The organism is Bacteroides sp. MSSM.1001136sp1_RTP21357st2_D2_RTP21359_211015, from assembly GCF_040913205.1.
Classification (GTDB): domain Bacteria; phylum Bacteroidota; class Bacteroidia; order Bacteroidales; family Bacteroidaceae; genus Bacteroides; species Bacteroides ovatus.
The window spans coordinates 136,747-153,609 of record NZ_JBDFVF010000003.1; the positions used below are offsets into that span (position 1 = coordinate 136,747).

A 16,863-nucleotide genomic window follows, 5' to 3' on the forward strand; every position below is an offset into this window, starting at 1 on the left:
GCAATAGTTTATTATAAACAATGAACAAGTTTATTATAAACGATTTTACAAAGAAATAAATGACAAGAAAATGGAAATAACAAGTGCTGAATTTGTGATTAGCAATACGGACGTGAAGAAATGCCCAGCCGGTATTTTCCCGGAATATGCCTTTATAGGCCGTTCGAATGTGGGTAAATCAAGTCTTATCAATATGTTGACCAGTCGTAAAGGTCTGGCCATGACCTCCTCTACTCCGGGAAAAACGATGTTAATCAACCACTTCCTTATCAATAAGAATTGGTATCTCGTCGACCTTCCGGGATATGGCTATGCCCGACGCGGACAAAAAGGGAAAGACCAGATACGCACCATAATCGAAGATTATATCTTGGAACGGGAACAAATGACCAACCTCTTTGTCCTGATAGACAGCCGGCTGGAACCTCAAAAAATAGACCTCGAGTTTATGGAATGGCTGGGCGAGAACGGTATCCCCTTCTCTATCATCTTTACCAAAGCCGACAAGCTAAAAGGTGGACGTTTAAAAATGAATATCAATGCCTATTTACGTGAGTTGGGCAAACAATGGGAAGAGCTCCCTCCTCACTTCGTATCTTCCTCGGAAGACCGCACAGGACGTGTTGATATACTCAATTACATAGAAAACATAAACAAGGATCTCAATGTTAAATGAAAGAAGAATGAAAATGAAAAAGAGTTTTTTATCTATTGCCTTTTTGGCAGTATTTATGCTAACGGCAACTAACAGCCAGGCGCAATCATGGTCCGACTTATTAAATAAGGACAACATTTCAAAAGTAGTAAATGCCATCACCGGAACCACCGAATCTATCGACATGACCGGAACATGGAGCTACAAAGGTTCGGCGGTAGAGTTCGAATCGGATAACTTACTAATGAAAGCAGGCGGAGCTGCCGCAGCTACTATGGCTGAAAATAAGCTGAACGAACAATTAAGCAAAATAGGTATTAAAGACGGCCAGATGAGTTTCACTTTCAATGCCGACAGTACTTTCACCAGCACGGTGGGCAAGAAAACATTGAAAGGCACTTACTCCTACAATGCTTCAACCAAACAAGTTGATTTGAAGTATTTGAAACTTCTGAATCTGCACGCTAAAGTAAATTGCAGTTCCAGCTCACTGGAGTTACTGTTCAACTCGGACAAACTGTTGAAACTAATGGCTTTCATCGGTAGCAAAAGTAGCAGTACCGCACTGAAAACAGTTAGTTCACTGGCCGAAAATTACGATGGAATGATGCTCGGATTCCAGCTCTCAAAATAGCAAAAGAGAATCGTTTAATACTATTTCGCACTCCATAAAGTATATTTTAGGGGAAAAGCATTATCTTTGTCGTTTGTAATCAAAAAGAGAAGGAAAAATGAAAAAGATACTTTTTTTAATGACCCTGTTAGTAATGGGCGTAAGCTTTGCATTTGCACAAACAAATGCAGATATCAAGTTTGACAAAACAACTCACGATTTCGGTAAGTTTTCTGAAAACAGCCCGGTTGTCAGTTGCACATTTACCTTTACTAATATCGGCGATGCCCCGCTGGTGATCCATCAGGCTGTAGCCTCTTGCGGATGTACAGTACCCGAATATACAAAGGAACCCATCATGCCGGGCAAAAAAGGAACAATCAAGGTGACTTATAACGGAACAGGCAAATATCCGGGACATTTCAAAAAATCAATCACCTTGCGTACCAACGCCAAAACAGAGATGGTAAGATTGTATATCGAAGGCGATATGACGGCAAAAGATGCAAAGTAGGAAAAAATAGACTATTACATAAAGGAGAATCTTTCGGTTCTCCTTTTTTTTTGTTTACTTTGAGGACGGAAATGTAAATTAACACATTAGCAAATTATAAAAACTATGAAACAAGAAGAAGACAAATTCACCGGGTTACCCGAGAATGCGTTCAGAGAGTTGAAACCCGGGGAAGTGTACAACCCGTTGATGGGTCCCTCTAAAAATTATCCGGAAGTTAATATCTGGTCAGTAGCATGGGGTATTGCCATGGCAATCCTTTTTTCGGCCGCCGCTGCCTATCTGGGGTTGAAGGTCGGACAGGTATTTGAAGCAGCTATTCCAATTGCGATCATTGCCGTAGGAGTTTCCGGAGCTGCCAAAAGAAAAAATGCGTTGGGCGAAAATGTGATTATCCAGTCTATCGGAGCTTGTTCCGGAGTAATCGTTGCCGGAGCGATCTTCACCCTCCCCGCTCTTTATATTCTCCAAGCTAAATATCCCGAGATGACGGTTACCTTCATGCAGGTATTCATCAGCTCTTTATTGGGTGGCGTATTGGGTATTCTATTCCTGATTCCTTTCCGTAAATACTTCGTCAGCGACATGCATGGAAAATATCCTTTCCCGGAAGCAACAGCCACTACACAGGTGTTGATCTCCGGCGAAAAAGGCGGCAGTCAGGCCAAACCGTTATTGATGGCAGGTATGATCGGCGGATTATATGACTTCATCGTAGCGACATTCGGATGGTGGAACGAGAATTTTACTACCCGTGTTTGCAGTGCCGGAGAAATGCTGGCAGAAAAGGCAAAATTAGTATTCAAGGTAAACACCGGTGCCGCTGTGCTTGGTTTGGGATATATCGTCGGACTGAAATATGCTTCCATCATTTGTGCCGGTTCACTGGCTGTGTGGTGGATTATCATTCCGGGAATGTCTGCTATCTGGGGTGACAGTGTACTGAATGCATGGAATCCGGAAATCACCTCTACCGTAGGTATGATGAGTCCGGAAGAAATATTCAAATATTATGCCAAGAGCATCGGTATCGGCGGTATCGCTATGGCAGGTGTGATCGGTATTATCCGTTCCTGGAGCATCATCAAGAGCGCTGTCGGACTGGCAGCCAAAGAGATGGGCGGTAAAGGGAATGTAGAGAAAAGCATTATCCGTACCCAACGGGATCTTTCCATGAAGATTATCGCTATCGGTTCCATCATCACACTGATATTAATCGTATTATTCTTCTATCTCGATGTCATGCAAGGGAATCTGTTGCATACATTGGTAGCCATTGTTTTGGTTGCCGGCATCTCTTTCCTGTTCACCACAGTAGCAGCTAACGCCATTGCGATTGTTGGTACTAATCCGGTTTCGGGAATGACATTGATGACGCTGATTTTGGCTTCCGTAGTGATGGTAGCTGTCGGACTGAAAGGTCCTTCAGGCATGGTTGCCGCATTGGTAATGGGTGGTGTAGTATGTACCGCACTGTCGATGGCAGGAGGTTTTATCACCGACTTGAAGATTGGTTACTGGCTCGGAAGCACGCCTGCCAAACAGGAAACATGGAAGTTCTTGGGAACAATCGTATCGGCTGCAACAGTAGGCGGTGTAATGATTATCCTGAATAAGACATACGGATTTACAAGTGGCGCACTGGCTGCTCCGCAAGCAAATGCGATGGCAGCCGTTATCGAACCGCTGATGAGCGGTGTAGGTGCACCCTGGTTGCTATATGGCATTGGTGCTGTCTTAGCTATTATTCTGACTCTTTGTAAAATTCCTGCATTAGCTTTCGCATTGGGTATGTTTATTCCATTGGAACTGAATGTGCCGCTGGTAGTGGGTGGAGCAGTGAATTGGTTTGTTACAACACGTAGCAAAGACGCATCTCTGAATACGGAAAGAGGTGAAAAAGGAACTTTACTGGCATCCGGTTTCATTGCCGGAGGTGCATTGATGGGAGTAATCAGTGCCGCGATGCGCTTTGGTGGAATCAATCTGGTTAATGAGGCATGGTTGAACAATACTTGGTCAGAAGTGTTGGCATTAGGAGCGTATGCCTTACTGATTCTTTACTTTATAAAGGCTTCAATGAAAGTTAAATAAATCATTATGAGGAGACTATTATCCATTATAGTATCACTTGTAACTGCCATATCATTTGCGCAGCAGCCCGTCGAGCTACCTTTGTGGCCCGACGGTGCTCCCAACTCCAGTGGACTAACCGGAGAGGAGCAGGAAACGCGTCCTCATTTTGTCACGAATGTCACGCATCCCACCCTGACGGTCTACCACCCGGAAAAGCCGAATGGAATGGCTATTATCATGTGTCCCGGAGGCGGGTATCGTGGATTGGGTATGGATGGAGAGGGGTATGATATGGCCCCTTGGTTCTGCGGACAAGGTATTACCTATATGGTATTAAAATACCGGATGCCGAACGGACATTGGGAAGTCCCCGTATCAGACGCCGAACAAGCCATTCGCATGGTACGCCAACATGCCAAAGAATGGAATGTCAATCCTTACAAGGTAGGATTAATGGGAGCCTCTGCGGGAGGGCATTTAACTGCTACACTTGCCACTCACTACAATTCGGAAACACGTCCGGACTTTCAGATATTACTTTATCCGGTAGTTACGATGATGCAAGTCACCCGTGGAAATACAAGAACTGCATTGCTCGGCAAAAATCCCACAATGGAACAGATACAGAAGTTTTCCGCCGAATTGCAAGTAACGCCCGATACTCCACAAGCATTTATCGCTCTTACCTCCGATGACCCTTCCGTAGCACCTTACCACGGAGTAAACTATTACCTTGCTTTACAGAAAAACAAGGTTCCGGCAACTCTCCATGTTTATCCTACCGGAGGACATGGCTGGGGATTTCAGGATCATTTTAAATATAAGCAACAATGGACACAGGAATTGGAGAAATGGTTGCGCGACGGCGTTGTATTCCCGGAAAACCCCGAACCCATGTTACGAATCGGGAAATCTTACCTGGGAACTAAATACGTGGCTAACACATTAGATCAAGACGGAGAAGAATCATTAGTGATCCGGACTGATGCCGTAGATTGCCTCACTTTCGTAGAATACACGTTGGCACAGGCACTCGGCTCTTCCTTTGCCGACAATCTGCAAAAAATACGTTATCGGGACGGCATCATCAACGGTTATCCTTCCCGGTTGCATTATACTTCCGAATGGATAGAGAACGGAATCCGCCACGGATTCCTCACCGATATTACTGCCAAAAACAGTGCGCATACCCAGAAAATCTCTCTTTCGTATATGTCTACCCATCCCAAGCAATATAAAAAATTGGCTGATTCGCCGGAAAATGTACGACAAATGGCCGAATATGAAAAAGCAATCTCCGGAAAAGTCGTACATTGGTTGCCGAAAAGCGAACTGCCGGAAGCCGGATTGCCCTGGATCATGAATGGAGACATTATTGCTATTACAACGAAGATGCCCGGACTGGACATTGCTCATGTGGGAATAGCAGAATATAAAGAGGGAAAACTGCACCTGCTGCACGCTTCTTCTACATTGGGAAAAGTAGTTGTCAGCGACGAACCTCTCAATCACATGCTAAACAACAATAAATCGTGGACAGGCATACGTGTTGTCCGGATGTCTCACTCTAAAAATAACTGATTATGAAACGAGTAAAACATTTCCTTCTCGCCTCGTGCTTATTCCCCACTTTGCTGGGAGCACAAGAAATGGCAAGCGCCTATTTTCTGGAACTTACTCCAGACGCCCAATCGGCAGGTATGGCAGGTACAGGATTAGCTACCACCGATAACGGTAGTACAGCTATTTTTCATAATGCTTCTACCATCGCTTTCTCACAAGAAGTGATGGGTGCGAGTTATTCATACGCTAAGATCAACCAAGATTATGCGCTACATAGCGCCTCTCTTTTCTACCGGATCGGAAGGGAAGGCATACATGGATTTGCTGTAGGTTTCCGGCATTTCAAAGATCCCAAGGTGCTCGATTACCGCCCTCACGTATGGGACTTAGAAGCTGCTTATTTCAGAAATGTAGCCAAAAATCTGTCTCTTTCATTAACGTTCAGATACCTGCAAGCCAAAGCCGCGGAAAGCGCAGACAGCAAGAATAGCGTTTGTCTGGACTTCGGCGCGACCTACTATCGCAATATGGCTCTATTGGACGAAATGGCTTCCTGGAGCATTGGTTTCCAAGCTGCCAACTTAGGCAAAAAGCTGGACGGACAAAAGTTACCCGCCAGATTAGGATTGGGAGGTACAATCGACCTGCCATTCAGCATAGAAAACCGTTTGCAGGTGGCTCTCGACTTCAACTATCTGCTCCCCTCTGAAATCCGTCATCTCCAGGCTGGCATAGGAGCCGAATATAATTTCCTGAAATATGCTGTTGTCCGTGCGGGATATCATTTCGGAGACAAAGACAAAGGAGTAGGCAACTACGGCACTCTAGGCTGCGGAATAAACTTCTGGCCGATACGTGCAGACTTCTCATACGCCTTGGCTGATAAAGATTGCTTTATGCGCCGCACCTGGCAACTGGGAGTTGGAATAGTTTTCTAAGCTCCTCTTCGAGGCGTTGCTTCACTTCGTCCATCGGCACATCGTGCTTTAGTTCCTGACGAAGAGAAGTGACGCCTTTATCTATAAATCCGCAAGGGTGGATATAACTGAAATAACGTAAATCGGTATTCACATTCAAAGCCAGTCCATGCATCGTGACATAATGGCTGCTCCTCACTCCGATAGCACAAATCTTACGCGCACGAGGCGTATCACCTTCCAACCAGACTCCTGTCGCTTTCTCCAAACGTCCGGCTTCAATGCCATAAGAAGCACATACCCGAATCACCGCTTCTTCCAACAGATGAACGTACTCTTTCAATCCTAACTGAAATTCTTCCAGGTTTAATATCGGATAGCACACCAGTTGTCCCGGACCATGATAAGTAATGTCCCCTCCCCGATCAATATGATAAAGGGTGGCATCAATTGCTTTCAGTTGTTCATCACTCAACAACATATTATTTTCTTTCCCGCTACGTCCTAATGTATAAACATGGGGATGTTCGCACATCACAATACGGTTTTCATAACTCTCGCCCTGAACTTTTGCCCGGACAATGTTATCAAACCATTCTGTTTGCCGTTGCCATGCTTCGGCGTATGGTATCAAATTCCAATCAATAAAAACTGTTTTCATAAAAACAAAGGTAAGAAATAAAAAGAAAATGCGTACATTTGTTGGCCTAATATAACACACACAACTATGAAAATGGACTTTCCACAGGTAGACTTGCCTACCGAAGTATTAGCATGGACGAATGTAACAGAAGACATTCTCAATATTTACAAGCAATCTTGTCGGTTGCAAGCATGTATTGTTGCCATCTGTACCGAAGGTTCGATGAAAGCCTCCATCAATCTGCTTGATTACGAAATTCACCCCAATGACTTAATAACATTATTACCGGGAACAATCATTCAGTTTCGGGAGAGAACAGAAAAAGTATGCCTTTGCTTTGCCGGCTTCTCTGCTCATTGTGCCGGACGGATCAATCTCATGAAGAATATTGGTAACGCATATCCCAAACTGATAGAACAGCCGGTAGTTCCTCTTAATGAAGAAGTAGCCAGTTATCTGAAAGACTATTTTGCTCTATTATCACGGGCCAGTTGCAATGAGAACTTCGAAATGGATTCTGAATTGGTCGAATTGTCTCTTCAGACCATTTTGACAAGCATACGACTGATATATCATAAATTTCCGGGCGAAAACAGCAGTTCGAACCGCAAAAAGGAAATCTGCCGGGAACTGATTCAAGCCATCACCGAGAATTATAAAAATGAACGTCGTGCACAGTTCTACGCAGATAAATTAGGTATATCTCTTCAACATCTAAGCACGACTGTGAGACAAGTGACAGGTAAAAGTGTTTTGGATACCATTGCTTATATCGTTATCATGGATGCTAAAGCCAAACTGAAAGGTACCAATATGACTATCCAAGAGATAGCATATTCTCTAAACTTCCCCAGCGCCTCTTTCTTTGGCAAATATTTCAGACGATATGTAGGAATGACACCATTGGACTTTAGAAACAGATAATTTTCACGAAGGACGATAGAAAACATAAATGGTGAGATGCAAAACAATGAACGGTGAATAAATTGCGCATTATCCGCAAAGTATTCACCGTCTATTATTTACGCTGTTCATAAATGACAGCTTGCCATTCATCGTTTACAGCTTACAGGTTCCTGTCTTTTTATAGTTCATTTCTCATTTTCGTCCCAAGCTCAACGAATTGAGCACTACGCTCACACTGGAGAACGCCATTGCGGCACTTGCCAGCATCGGATTTAATAACAAACCATTCAGTGGGAACAAGATACCGGCAGCAATTGGAATACCGATCAGGTTGTAAATAAACGCCCAGAAAAGATTCTGATGAATCAGTTTGACCGTCTGCTTTGACAACTGGAAGGCTTTAGGAAGCAGCAACAAATCCGATGTCATCAAAGTCACCATAGCCACGTCCATAGCAATATCAGTTCCTTTTCCCATAGCAATGCTGACGTCAGCCAATGCCAGTGCCTGCGAATCATTGATACCATCGCCCACCATCGCAACCTTCTTTCCCTGCATTTGAAGCTCACGTACAAATTCGGCCTTATCGTCCGGTAGAGCGTCGGCAACAAAACGTTCGATTCCTAAACGGGAAGAAACGGCTAGTGCAGTCCGTTGTCCGTCGCCCGTCAGCATACAGATGTCAATCCCTTGGCGTTTCAGTTCCTTCACCGCTTCGGCAGAAGTAGCCTTTATAGGGTCGGAAACAGCAATAATAGCCAATAAATCGTTTTCACGTCCAAAGTAAATGATGCCGTTACCGTCCGATTCATAGTGAACCAGCATTTCAGCCATCACATCGCTTACTGTCGCACTGAAATCTTTCAGGAGTTTATGACTGCCTACCCAGTAAGTATGTCCCTCATACGAGGCTTTAATTCCTTTTCCCGTAATGCTTTCAAAGCTATCCAACGCGGCAGGTTTTATTTTTTCTTCGTCCTGAAGCGCAGAGACAATAGCGCCGGCAAGCGGATGCTCCGATTTCATTTCCGCAGCTAAAAGTACATCTTTGAAATGTGGTTCCTGCGACTGCGCCCATAACCATCCGGTAGCTGTAGGATGCCCTTCAGTCAGTGTTCCCGTTTTATCCAGTACAACGACATCTACTTTGCGCATTTGTTCCAAAGCCACTGCATCTTTAATCAGAATATGCTGGCTGGCAGCTTTGCCTATACCCACCATCAATGCAGTAGGTGTAGCAAGTCCCAAAGCACATGGACAAGCAATGACAAGAACAGAAACAGCCGACAAAATACCATAAGAGATATATTCACTACCACCAATGGTGACCCACAATACAAATGTAAGAATGGCAATGCCCAATACGACAGGTACAAAAATCCCCGTAATACGATCGACAATGCGTTGCACGGGAGCTTTGCTGCCCTGTGCTTCCTGCACCATAGCGATAATACGGGCAAGCACCGTTTCACTGCCTACCTGTGCGGCACGAATGATAAATGAACCACGCTGGTTAATCGTTCCTGCCAATACTTTATCACCTTTCTTCTTTTCTACCGGAACCGGTTCACCGCTAATCATACTCTCATCGACATACGAATCGCCTTCGGAAAGCTGACCGTCCACAGGTATTTGCTCTCCCGGACGTACAACCACCAAATCACCTACCTGGAGTTTTTCAATCAAGATCTCCTCCTCCACTCCATTGCGCAGAACACGAGCCGCTTTAGGCTGCATTCCCATCAACTTACGAATGGCTGTTGAGGTATTTCCTTTGGCACGTTCCTCCATCAACTTTCCGGTAAGAACGAAAGCGATAATCACCGCAGAAGCCTCATAATAGACATGCGGTTCCAATCCGCGGTCATACCAGAATTCGGGGAAGAAAGTGTTGAACAGACTGAACAGAAAAGCAATGGAAGTACTAAGCGCAACCAAAGTATCCATATTACTCCGTCCTAATTTAGCCTGTTTCCAGGCTCCGGTGAAGAAACCACCTCCGAAAAAGACCATAACAGGGATAGCAAGTACCATTTGAATCTCATTAGAGTATGGTACATGCATCAGTATCATGGAATATACCAACAATGGTACTACCAAAATCCACGCTCCAATTACCTTCCATTTCAAACGAGTGTAACGCTTATGCTGTTCCTCTTCCCGGCGTTCTTCTTTGTGGGCTTCTTCCACAATCAGATCATAACCTGCCGCAAGCACAGCCGCACGAATCTCTCCGGGAGTCAGCTGCTCTTTCTCATAAGAAACGGTCAATGTATTGGTAGCAAAATTAACGGAAGCCTCAATGACTCCCGGCAATTTTTTTACTGTTTTTTCTACATTATTGGCACATCCTGCACAATGCATATTAAGCACAGGAAATGCCTTTTTTGTTGTGTTACCCATATAATTATTGTTTACGGCCTTCCCCTCCTCTCAAAAAGAAGTTGGGGAAGAACCCTTGTTTGTTTATAGAAACAAGCTAATACAGGTATTTGTTCAATTACTTCTTATCAGCCTTCTGATCGTCTTTCTTTGTTTCTTTTACAAATTCGGCTTCATAACTGAACTTATTAAACCCTGCCTGCAACTTCTTTACATTCGTTTTTTCAGCGTCATACGTAATGGTTACCATTTTCGTTTTTACTTCGGTCGAAATATCCTTCAGCCCTTTCTCAAAACGCATATTGTCCTTTACTTTCTTTTCGCATTTCTCACAGTGCATCTGCGACACTTTAAATACAACAACACGAATATCTTTTGCCAATACAACTGTTACACTCAAAAGAGCCACCACGCAAGTGGCCATCCATCTTTTTGTTCTCATTTTTCTTATCAGTTTAAAATTAATATTCTTTATTATGCGATCGTTTCTTTCATTCGCTATTTCCCGTTTTTACTCGCTATTTCTAGCTAAGTTAAAACGTATTCCGATATATCCTTTTGCTCCGTGCACCGGTCCCCAAATCATGGTAGAATCAAAGTTGTTCCCCCAGGGATTTGCCGCATCGATAATCGGATTCTTTTGTTTGAAGTTTGTCAGGTTCTCGCCTCCTACGTAGATAGACCAGCGGCGGAAGTAACGGGTCACCTGTAAACTCAACTGTTCAAAACTGCCATAACGACGTTCCCAGGATAACTGTCCGTCTCCCAGTTCATAAGGAGTAGGCATCCTGCCGCCGCCATTCAGTTGCAGTGTAGCGTCAAACTGCCATATTCCCAGCGGAGTTTGGTAAGAAGCCGTGAGTAGTCCTTTATATTTGCTGGTCAGCGGTTTCTCCATTCGTTCACCTTTGTAGGTCGTTTTCGCATCCGTGAGCCGGTAAGCACCTGTCAGAGTGAATCCTTTGAAGAAAGGATAACTTGCTTCCACTTGGAACACATGCGAATAAGAGCGTCCATCCAAATTGTAGAAAGCTACTTCATGGGGGTTGCTATCCATATCCACTATCACTTGTTTCAGGAAATCCGTATAATAGTATTCCGCATTCACATTCAGCGTTTTGCCGAATATAGGGATATAAGTAGAGACGCTGGCACCGTAGTTCCATGCTTCTTCCATATCCAGGTTCTTTGCTATTTCCACCTTACGGCTGCTGGAAAGCAGGTAGTTGTTTTCTGCCAACACATGATTGGTACGATATCCTTTTCCGGCAGAAAGACGGAAATTCACATATTCATTCGGATTGTATTTAAGATGCGCACGCGGAGTCACGAAGAAACCATGTTCGTTACTGTAATCACCACGCAGACCGGCCATTACCATCCATTTATCATTCAGGTTCAACGTATATTGCACGTAAGCACCGGGAACAGCTTCCTTTTCAAAGGCTTTGAGCGGATTGTCCGTTGTATTTTCCAAACGGTAATGTTGGTCATAAGCGTCATAATTGAAGCTCAACCCTGCGGAGAAACTATTTTGCGGATTAAATTCCGTTTCAAACATCAGCGAAGCATAGACGTTGGTTTGATCCACATTATACAGTTTGCGTCCATACGTAGCATCCTGATTGTGTAAAGTGGTGGAAAGAATCAAAGCCAGATTCGTATTCTTCTCCTTATTAAAGATATAGGCGTTCTTGGTGAAGAATTCATAGCGCTCCGTATCGATCCCTACTTTATACAGGTCACCGGAGTGCATTGTCCCTCCATGATTGGCCTGTCCGCTGGTACGTGTTTCAGAAAGGGCTTTGATACCTGCCTGGAAAACATAATGGTCGCCCATGTATGCCCACCGGTTCCACACATTATACTGTTCTACCTGCGGAATATCCACAAATCCGTCATCGTTGCCATCATGCGCCTTGGTCTCATTTTCGTAATGCGCCAGCAGAGAAGTGCTCCATCGTTTGGAAAGTTTCAATGTAGCGTCCGCATTGGCTTCATATCGGTTGGTAGTGCTTGCAAAAAGGTTGGCAGACACCCAATCGGCTTCCGGCAACTGTGGTTTCTTAAATTCTACGTTTATCTGTCCTGTGATGGCTTCATAACCATTCTTCACCGAAGATGTTCCTTTGGAAACCTGTATGCTCTGCATCCACGGACCGGGGACATATCCCAATCCATAAGGAGCGGCGGCTCCCCGATAATTCGGGATGTTTTCCGTCAACATCTGCACATAAGTGCCGGACAGCCCCAACAATTTAATTTGTTTGGCTCCTGTTGCCGCATCGGAATAACTCACATCTACTGAAGGGTTCGTCACAAAACTTTCCCCCAGGTTACAACAAGCGGCTCTACTCAATTCGGCACTGCTTATCATGTCTTCGTTCATCACGCTACTGCGCAATTTCATCGTTCCCAGTTTACGAGTGACAATATTTACTTCATTCAGCTCCACTCCATCACGAAGCACAATATCCAGTTGTTGATTTTTACTGCTCACATGAATCGTGTCGTTCTGAAAACCGATAAAGCTGACAATCAGCATGTGGCTTTTGGAAGGTTTAGTGATAGAAAAACTACCATCCTCTTTGGTTGTCACTCCTTGTCCTGTATTCATCCAGAACACATTGGCACCCGGAATAGCCTCCCCGGTACTATCTTTCACTGTTCCCCGTACTTGCGCATATATATTACCGGCAAATAACAGGAACAGTCCTATTATCATATATTTCATTCTTTCTAAAGTTACTTTCGAGATACAAAATTAATTCATTTCTCATGCAACTTAGTTGCATTCAGTGCTGCTTTACTTTCATGTTCTATTGAAAGCAAAGGATTAAATAAGAAAGAAATAGTGGCTAAATAATATAAGTGGAATATAGCGCCAGCTTCTGCCTCGAACAGAGAGGTGGCGGAGAGGTCAGACTATCATATTCTACCGATTTATCCGCATAGGTCGGAGTCAACAGATAGCAAAAATGCTCACACAAAAGATCGACTACTAAAGCTGATGTTGTCAGTTCAGTAGTATGTTTCATCAAATCAAGCTTATAGATAATAGCTGTACAACCCTTATCTTTACAACCTTTTTTTGAATCACAAGTATGAGTCTTTTTACACTTCGGACAGCCTGTATCACAACAGCTCTGCACCGTTTCACAACGGACACAGCAATAATGCACAATAGAGACTCCACCTCCTGAATAGATAATCAGGAGAGAAAGGATAAGTGCTGTTATGTAGGCTAGTTTTTTCATTTCAGAGGACAAAGATAAGAATAAAAACAGATTTTCCTATAATTTTTCGTAATTAAGATTCAATCAATCCGATACAGACACATTCTCTTTCCTTTATTTGGCTATTTTAGAGTCATATCAGCACTATTAACTCTTTTTACTCAACAATAAAACCTATCTTTGCCCCAATAAATTCTCTGATTTTTAAGTAAACGCTATGCTTACATATTTACTCATCATTATCACTCTTTATCTGGCAGGTAATGCCTACATATTTATCAGAGCAAAGCAAGCTCTGAAAGTTAAATCTCTCGGAGTAAAAATATTCCTGACCGTTTTATTCTGGATATGTGCTTTATCCTTTTTCGGCACGATGCTAACTCGTAACCTTGAGATGCCTGTCTTTATCTCCCATTCAATGTACACCATTGGAACAAGTTGGTTGATATTTACTCTATACATGGCATTATTCTTGCTTTTGTTTGATATCTTGAAATTATTCAAAGTTGTCTACAAATATAGGTTCTATCTGTCTTTAGTGTTCACGTTGGGATTGCTGGGATGTGGGGTATATAACTATCATCACCCGGAAACCAATGTAGTCAGCATTTTAACCAATAAACGATATGAAGATACTCCCCAAGCAATTAAAATCGTCGCAATCAGCGATGTTCACTTGGGAAATGGTACAGGGAAAGCCGCATTAAAAAAATATGTGGAAATGATAAATGCGCAGCATCCCGACCTGATACTGATTAGTGGTGACTTGATTGATAATAGCGTCGTACCTCTTTATACAGAGAATATGGCGGAAGAATTAGCTAACTTGAAAGCTCCTATGGGTATCTATATGGTTCTCGGCAATCACGAATACATTAGCGGTATCGATGAAAGTATCCGATATATTAAAAGCACTCAAATACAATTATTGCGCGATTCAGTAGTTACACTTCCCAACGGCATACAACTGATAGGACGTGATGACCGTCATAACCGCAAGCGTCATTCCCTGCAAGAGTTAATGGTGAATATCGATAAAAGCAAACCTATCATTTTATTGGATCATCAACCTTTTGATTTGGAAAAAACGGAAGCTGCCGGCATCGACCTGCAATTCAGTGGGCATACACACCACGGACAAATATGGCCTATTAATTGGGTGACCGATTATATCTTCGAGCAAAGCCACGGTTATCGCCAATGGGGAAACAGTCACGTGTATGTATCTTCCGGATTGTCTCTTTGGGGACCACCCTTCAGAATAGGAACGCATAGTGAAATGGTTATTTTCAATTTTCAATGAATATTATGCAGTTTTGTCACATATGTTACAGTTTCCAAGCAATCTCTGCCCTATCTTTGCAGAAAAAAGATTATGGAACAATTACATGCTCATGAAGTCCTCCACATGATGGAAGGAAATAGCTACTCGGAATCATCATTGCGGGAAGCAATCATTAAGAAGTTTGGCTCACAGCAACGTTTTTATGCTTGCTCGGCAGAAAACATGGATGTAGATACCCTTATCGAATTTCTGAAAATGAAAGGGAAATTTATGCCTGCTGAAGATGGATTCACAGTAGATATCACTAAAGTTTGCAAGCATTGATTGGCGGATAATATCCGCCAATCCCATTTTTGGGGATAAATAGCTGCATTTTTTTCTGTTTTTATTAGCCCGATTCACGAATTTCATCTATATTTGTCAATAGTGAATGATAAAACAAATGTTGAATTTACAGAAAAAATGGGTATGAAAAAACAATATGTCAGTCTGCTTGCAATTATACTTTCGGTAAGCGGCTTTTTGTTTTCTTGTCATGACAAGATGAACAAAAACACAGGTGCGTTACAGTTTGATAGCATTCAAGTGAATAAGACAGCTCACCTCTTCAATGATACAGCCAAACCGGCCTGCAATATTATTATTAATTTTGCTTATCCGATAAAATCATCGGATGATATGCTGAAAGACAGTCTGAATACTTATTTCATTTCGGCCTGTTTCGGAGATAAATACATCGGCGAAAAACCGGAAGAAGTTGTAAAGCAATATACCGAGAATTATATCAGCGAATACCGTCGCGATCTCGAGCCTATGTATACCGAAGATGAGAAAGACAAGGAAGACGAATCTTCCATCGGTGCCTGGTATTCTTATTATAAAGGTATAGAAAGCCATGTGCAACTGTATGATAAAGATCTACTTGTATATCGCATCGACTATAACGAATATACCGGAGGTGCACATGGAATTTACATGGCAACTTATTTAAATATGGACCTCACCCTGATGCGTCCGCTCCGCCTCGATGATATTTTTGTCGGAGACTACAAAGACGCATTGACCGACCTGATCTGGAATCAGCTCATGGCAGATAACAAAGTGACCACTCACGAAGCATTGGAAGATATGGGATATGCTTCCACCGGGGACATCGCTCCGACAGAAAATTTCTATCTAAGCAAAGAAGGAATCACCTTCTATTATAATGTATACGATATCACTCCTTATTCTATGGGACCTGTAAAGGTAACAATCCCATTTGCTATGATGGAACATCTATTAGGCAGTAACCCGATTCTGGGAGAGCTAAAAAATTAAAAATCATAAAAAGCTGAACACCAATGAATATCCTGTTGTTATCACTTCCATGTGACAGAATAGGATATTCATCCACATCTATCATTCAAAACTTATAATTCAAAATTCAAACAGTGGAAATCATACTGAAATATTTTCCTGATCTGACGGAAGAGCAGCGCAAACAATTCGCAGCTCTATACGACCTCTACACTGACTGGAATTCAAAAATCAACGTTATCTCCCGCAAGGACATTGAGAATTTATATGAGCATCACGTGCTCCATTCATTAGGCATTGCCAAAGTCATCCAATTCCGCCCCGGAACCAGCATCATGGACTTGGGTACAGGAGGAGGTTTTCCCGGCATTCCTTTAGCAATCCTGTTTCCCGAGGTAAAATTCCACCTCGTAGACAGTATCGGCAAAAAAGTACGTGTAGCAACCGAAGTGGCAAATGCCATCGGACTGAAAAATGTGACTTTCCGCCATGCCCGTGCAGAAGAGGAGAAACGAACGTTCGACTTTGTTGTCAGCCGTGCCGTAATGCCTTTGGCGGATTTGATTAAGATTATTAAAAAGAATATCTCTTCGAAACAACAGAATGCATTGCCCAACGGACTTATCTGTCTCAAAGGCGGTGAACTGGAGCATGAAACAATGCCGTTCAAACATAAAACGGTCATTCATAGCTTGAGCGACAACTTCGAGGAAGAGTTCTTTAAAACAAAAAAAGTGGTATATGTTCCGATTTAAACAAGACTATATGTTCTGA

The 16,863-nt window shown here is 43.0% G+C and carries 16 protein-coding genes; 11 read left to right on the plus strand and 5 right to left on the minus strand.

Translation table 11 applies throughout. From position 1 onward, the window contains the following. Nucleotides 1–70: 70 nt before the first annotated feature. The 6 genes from yihA (at nucleotide 71) to AB5217_RS03715 (ending at nucleotide 6,359) form a co-directional block, all read left to right on the plus strand. Complete coding sequence (gene yihA, locus AB5217_RS03690) at nucleotides 71–676, plus strand: ribosome biogenesis GTP-binding protein YihA/YsxC (RefSeq protein WP_004315890.1); 606 nt, start codon at nucleotides 71–73, stop codon at nucleotides 674–676. After that, nucleotides 666–1,289 carry a DUF4923 family protein gene (locus AB5217_RS03695; protein WP_004315891.1) on the plus strand — a complete coding sequence of 208 codons (624 nt, stop codon included), beginning with the start codon at nucleotides 666–668 and terminating at the stop codon, nucleotides 1,287–1,289. Before yihA ends, AB5217_RS03695 begins: the two co-directional genes overlap by 11 nt. A gap of 97 nt (nucleotides 1,290–1,386) precedes the next feature. After that, a complete protein-coding gene (locus AB5217_RS03700; protein ID WP_004300420.1) occupies nucleotides 1,387–1,782 on the plus strand; it encodes a DUF1573 domain-containing protein in 396 nt (131 codons plus the stop codon). Between the two features lie 105 nt (nucleotides 1,783–1,887). Continuing rightward, on the plus strand, nucleotides 1,888–3,876 hold the full coding sequence (locus AB5217_RS03705) for an OPT family oligopeptide transporter (protein WP_004300419.1): 1,989 nt from the start codon (nucleotides 1,888–1,890) through the stop codon (nucleotides 3,874–3,876). A 6-nt stretch (nucleotides 3,877–3,882) separates the two neighbouring features. After that, a complete protein-coding gene (locus AB5217_RS03710; protein WP_032849483.1) occupies nucleotides 3,883–5,439 on the plus strand; it encodes an N-acetylmuramoyl-L-alanine amidase-like domain-containing protein in 1,557 nt (518 codons plus the stop codon). A gap of 2 nt (nucleotides 5,440–5,441) precedes the next feature. Further along, nucleotides 5,442–6,359 (plus strand): PorV/PorQ family protein, encoded by a 918-nt coding sequence (locus AB5217_RS03715; RefSeq protein WP_032849484.1) that lies wholly within the window; start codon nucleotides 5,442–5,444, stop codon nucleotides 6,357–6,359. Here AB5217_RS03715 and lipB read toward each other — a convergent pair. Then, nucleotides 6,316–6,999 carry a lipoyl(octanoyl) transferase LipB gene (lipB, locus tag AB5217_RS03720; RefSeq protein ID WP_008775862.1) on the minus strand — a complete coding sequence of 228 codons (684 nt, stop codon included), beginning with the start codon at nucleotides 6,997–6,999 and terminating at the stop codon, nucleotides 6,316–6,318. The genes AB5217_RS03715 and lipB overlap by 44 nt on opposite strands. A gap of 66 nt (nucleotides 7,000–7,065) precedes the next feature. Between lipB and AB5217_RS03725 the strand changes: the two genes are divergently transcribed. After that, the gene (locus AB5217_RS03725) at nucleotides 7,066–7,905 is read left to right on the plus strand and encodes a helix-turn-helix domain-containing protein (protein ID WP_004300415.1); all 840 of its coding nucleotides are present in this window, start codon (nucleotides 7,066–7,068) and stop codon (nucleotides 7,903–7,905) included. Between the two features lie 174 nt (nucleotides 7,906–8,079). Here the strand turns inward: AB5217_RS03725 and AB5217_RS03730 are convergent, their stop codons facing one another. The 4 genes from AB5217_RS03730 to AB5217_RS03745 form a co-directional block, all read right to left on the minus strand. Further along, nucleotides 8,080–10,290, minus strand: coding sequence for a heavy metal translocating P-type ATPase (locus AB5217_RS03730; protein ID WP_032844522.1), 2,211 nt, complete (start codon nucleotides 10,288–10,290; stop codon nucleotides 8,080–8,082). Nucleotides 10,291–10,387: 97 nt separating this feature from the next. After that, entirely contained in the window at nucleotides 10,388–10,711 is a 324-nt protein-coding gene (locus tag AB5217_RS03735) for a heavy-metal-associated domain-containing protein (RefSeq protein ID WP_032844524.1), read from the minus strand. A 69-nt stretch (nucleotides 10,712–10,780) separates the two neighbouring features. Then, complete coding sequence (locus AB5217_RS03740; protein ID WP_032844527.1) at nucleotides 10,781–13,003, minus strand: TonB-dependent receptor; 2,223 nt, start codon at nucleotides 13,001–13,003, stop codon at nucleotides 10,781–10,783. Nucleotides 13,004–13,127: 124 nt separating this feature from the next. After that, nucleotides 13,128–13,526 carry a hypothetical protein gene (locus AB5217_RS03745; RefSeq protein ID WP_004306293.1) on the minus strand — a complete coding sequence of 133 codons (399 nt, stop codon included), beginning with the start codon at nucleotides 13,524–13,526 and terminating at the stop codon, nucleotides 13,128–13,130. A 196-nt stretch (nucleotides 13,527–13,722) separates the two neighbouring features. Between AB5217_RS03745 and AB5217_RS03750 the strand changes: the two genes are divergently transcribed. The 4 genes from AB5217_RS03750 to rsmG all read left to right on the plus strand — a co-directional run bounded on the left by AB5217_RS03750 (nucleotide 13,723) and on the right by rsmG (nucleotide 16,844). Then, nucleotides 13,723–14,808 (plus strand): metallophosphoesterase, encoded by a 1,086-nt coding sequence (locus tag AB5217_RS03750; RefSeq protein WP_004306295.1) that lies wholly within the window; start codon nucleotides 13,723–13,725, stop codon nucleotides 14,806–14,808. A 72-nt stretch (nucleotides 14,809–14,880) separates the two neighbouring features. Next, complete coding sequence (locus AB5217_RS03755; RefSeq protein WP_004306297.1) at nucleotides 14,881–15,114, plus strand: YecH family metal-binding protein; 234 nt, start codon at nucleotides 14,881–14,883, stop codon at nucleotides 15,112–15,114. Between the two features lie 144 nt (nucleotides 15,115–15,258). Beyond that, a complete protein-coding gene (locus AB5217_RS03760) occupies nucleotides 15,259–16,110 on the plus strand; it encodes an RsiV family protein (protein ID WP_004326964.1) in 852 nt (283 codons plus the stop codon). Between the two features lie 113 nt (nucleotides 16,111–16,223). Continuing rightward, nucleotides 16,224–16,844 carry a 16S rRNA (guanine(527)-N(7))-methyltransferase RsmG gene (gene rsmG / locus AB5217_RS03765; RefSeq protein WP_004300406.1) on the plus strand — a complete coding sequence of 207 codons (621 nt, stop codon included), beginning with the start codon at nucleotides 16,224–16,226 and terminating at the stop codon, nucleotides 16,842–16,844. Nucleotides 16,845–16,863 lie beyond the last annotated feature (19 nt).

Excerpts from the sequence above, each read along its gene's own strand:
- AB5217_RS03745 (WP_004306293.1), bottom strand. The coding sequence starts at position 13,526 with ATGAAAAAACTAGCCTACATAACAGCACTTATCCTTTCTCTCCTGATT.
- AB5217_RS03710 (WP_032849483.1), top strand. The coding sequence starts at position 3,883 with ATGAGGAGACTATTATCCATTATAGTATCACTTGTAACTGCCATATCA.
- AB5217_RS03730 (WP_032844522.1), bottom strand. The coding sequence starts at position 10,290 with ATGGGTAACACAACAAAAAAGGCATTTCCTGTGCTTAATATGCATTGT.
- AB5217_RS03695 (WP_004315891.1), top strand. The coding sequence starts at position 666 with ATGTTAAATGAAAGAAGAATGAAAATGAAAAAGAGTTTTTTATCTATT.
- lipB (WP_008775862.1), bottom strand. The coding sequence starts at position 6,999 with ATGAAAACAGTTTTTATTGATTGGAATTTGATACCATACGCCGAAGCA.
- AB5217_RS03755 (WP_004306297.1), top strand. The coding sequence starts at position 14,881 with ATGGAACAATTACATGCTCATGAAGTCCTCCACATGATGGAAGGAAAT.
- AB5217_RS03715 (WP_032849484.1), top strand. The coding sequence starts at position 5,442 with ATGAAACGAGTAAAACATTTCCTTCTCGCCTCGTGCTTATTCCCCACT.
- AB5217_RS03760 (WP_004326964.1), top strand. The coding sequence starts at position 15,259 with ATGAAAAAACAATATGTCAGTCTGCTTGCAATTATACTTTCGGTAAGC.
- AB5217_RS03700 (WP_004300420.1), top strand. The coding sequence starts at position 1,387 with ATGAAAAAGATACTTTTTTTAATGACCCTGTTAGTAATGGGCGTAAGC.
- AB5217_RS03705 (WP_004300419.1), top strand. The coding sequence starts at position 1,888 with ATGAAACAAGAAGAAGACAAATTCACCGGGTTACCCGAGAATGCGTTC.
- AB5217_RS03750 (WP_004306295.1), top strand. The coding sequence starts at position 13,723 with ATGCTTACATATTTACTCATCATTATCACTCTTTATCTGGCAGGTAAT.
- AB5217_RS03740 (WP_032844527.1), bottom strand. The coding sequence starts at position 13,003 with ATGAAATATATGATAATAGGACTGTTCCTGTTATTTGCCGGTAATATA.
- AB5217_RS03725 (WP_004300415.1), top strand. The coding sequence starts at position 7,066 with ATGAAAATGGACTTTCCACAGGTAGACTTGCCTACCGAAGTATTAGCA.
- AB5217_RS03735 (WP_032844524.1), bottom strand. The coding sequence starts at position 10,711 with ATGAGAACAAAAAGATGGATGGCCACTTGCGTGGTGGCTCTTTTGAGT.
- yihA (WP_004315890.1), top strand. The coding sequence starts at position 71 with ATGGAAATAACAAGTGCTGAATTTGTGATTAGCAATACGGACGTGAAG.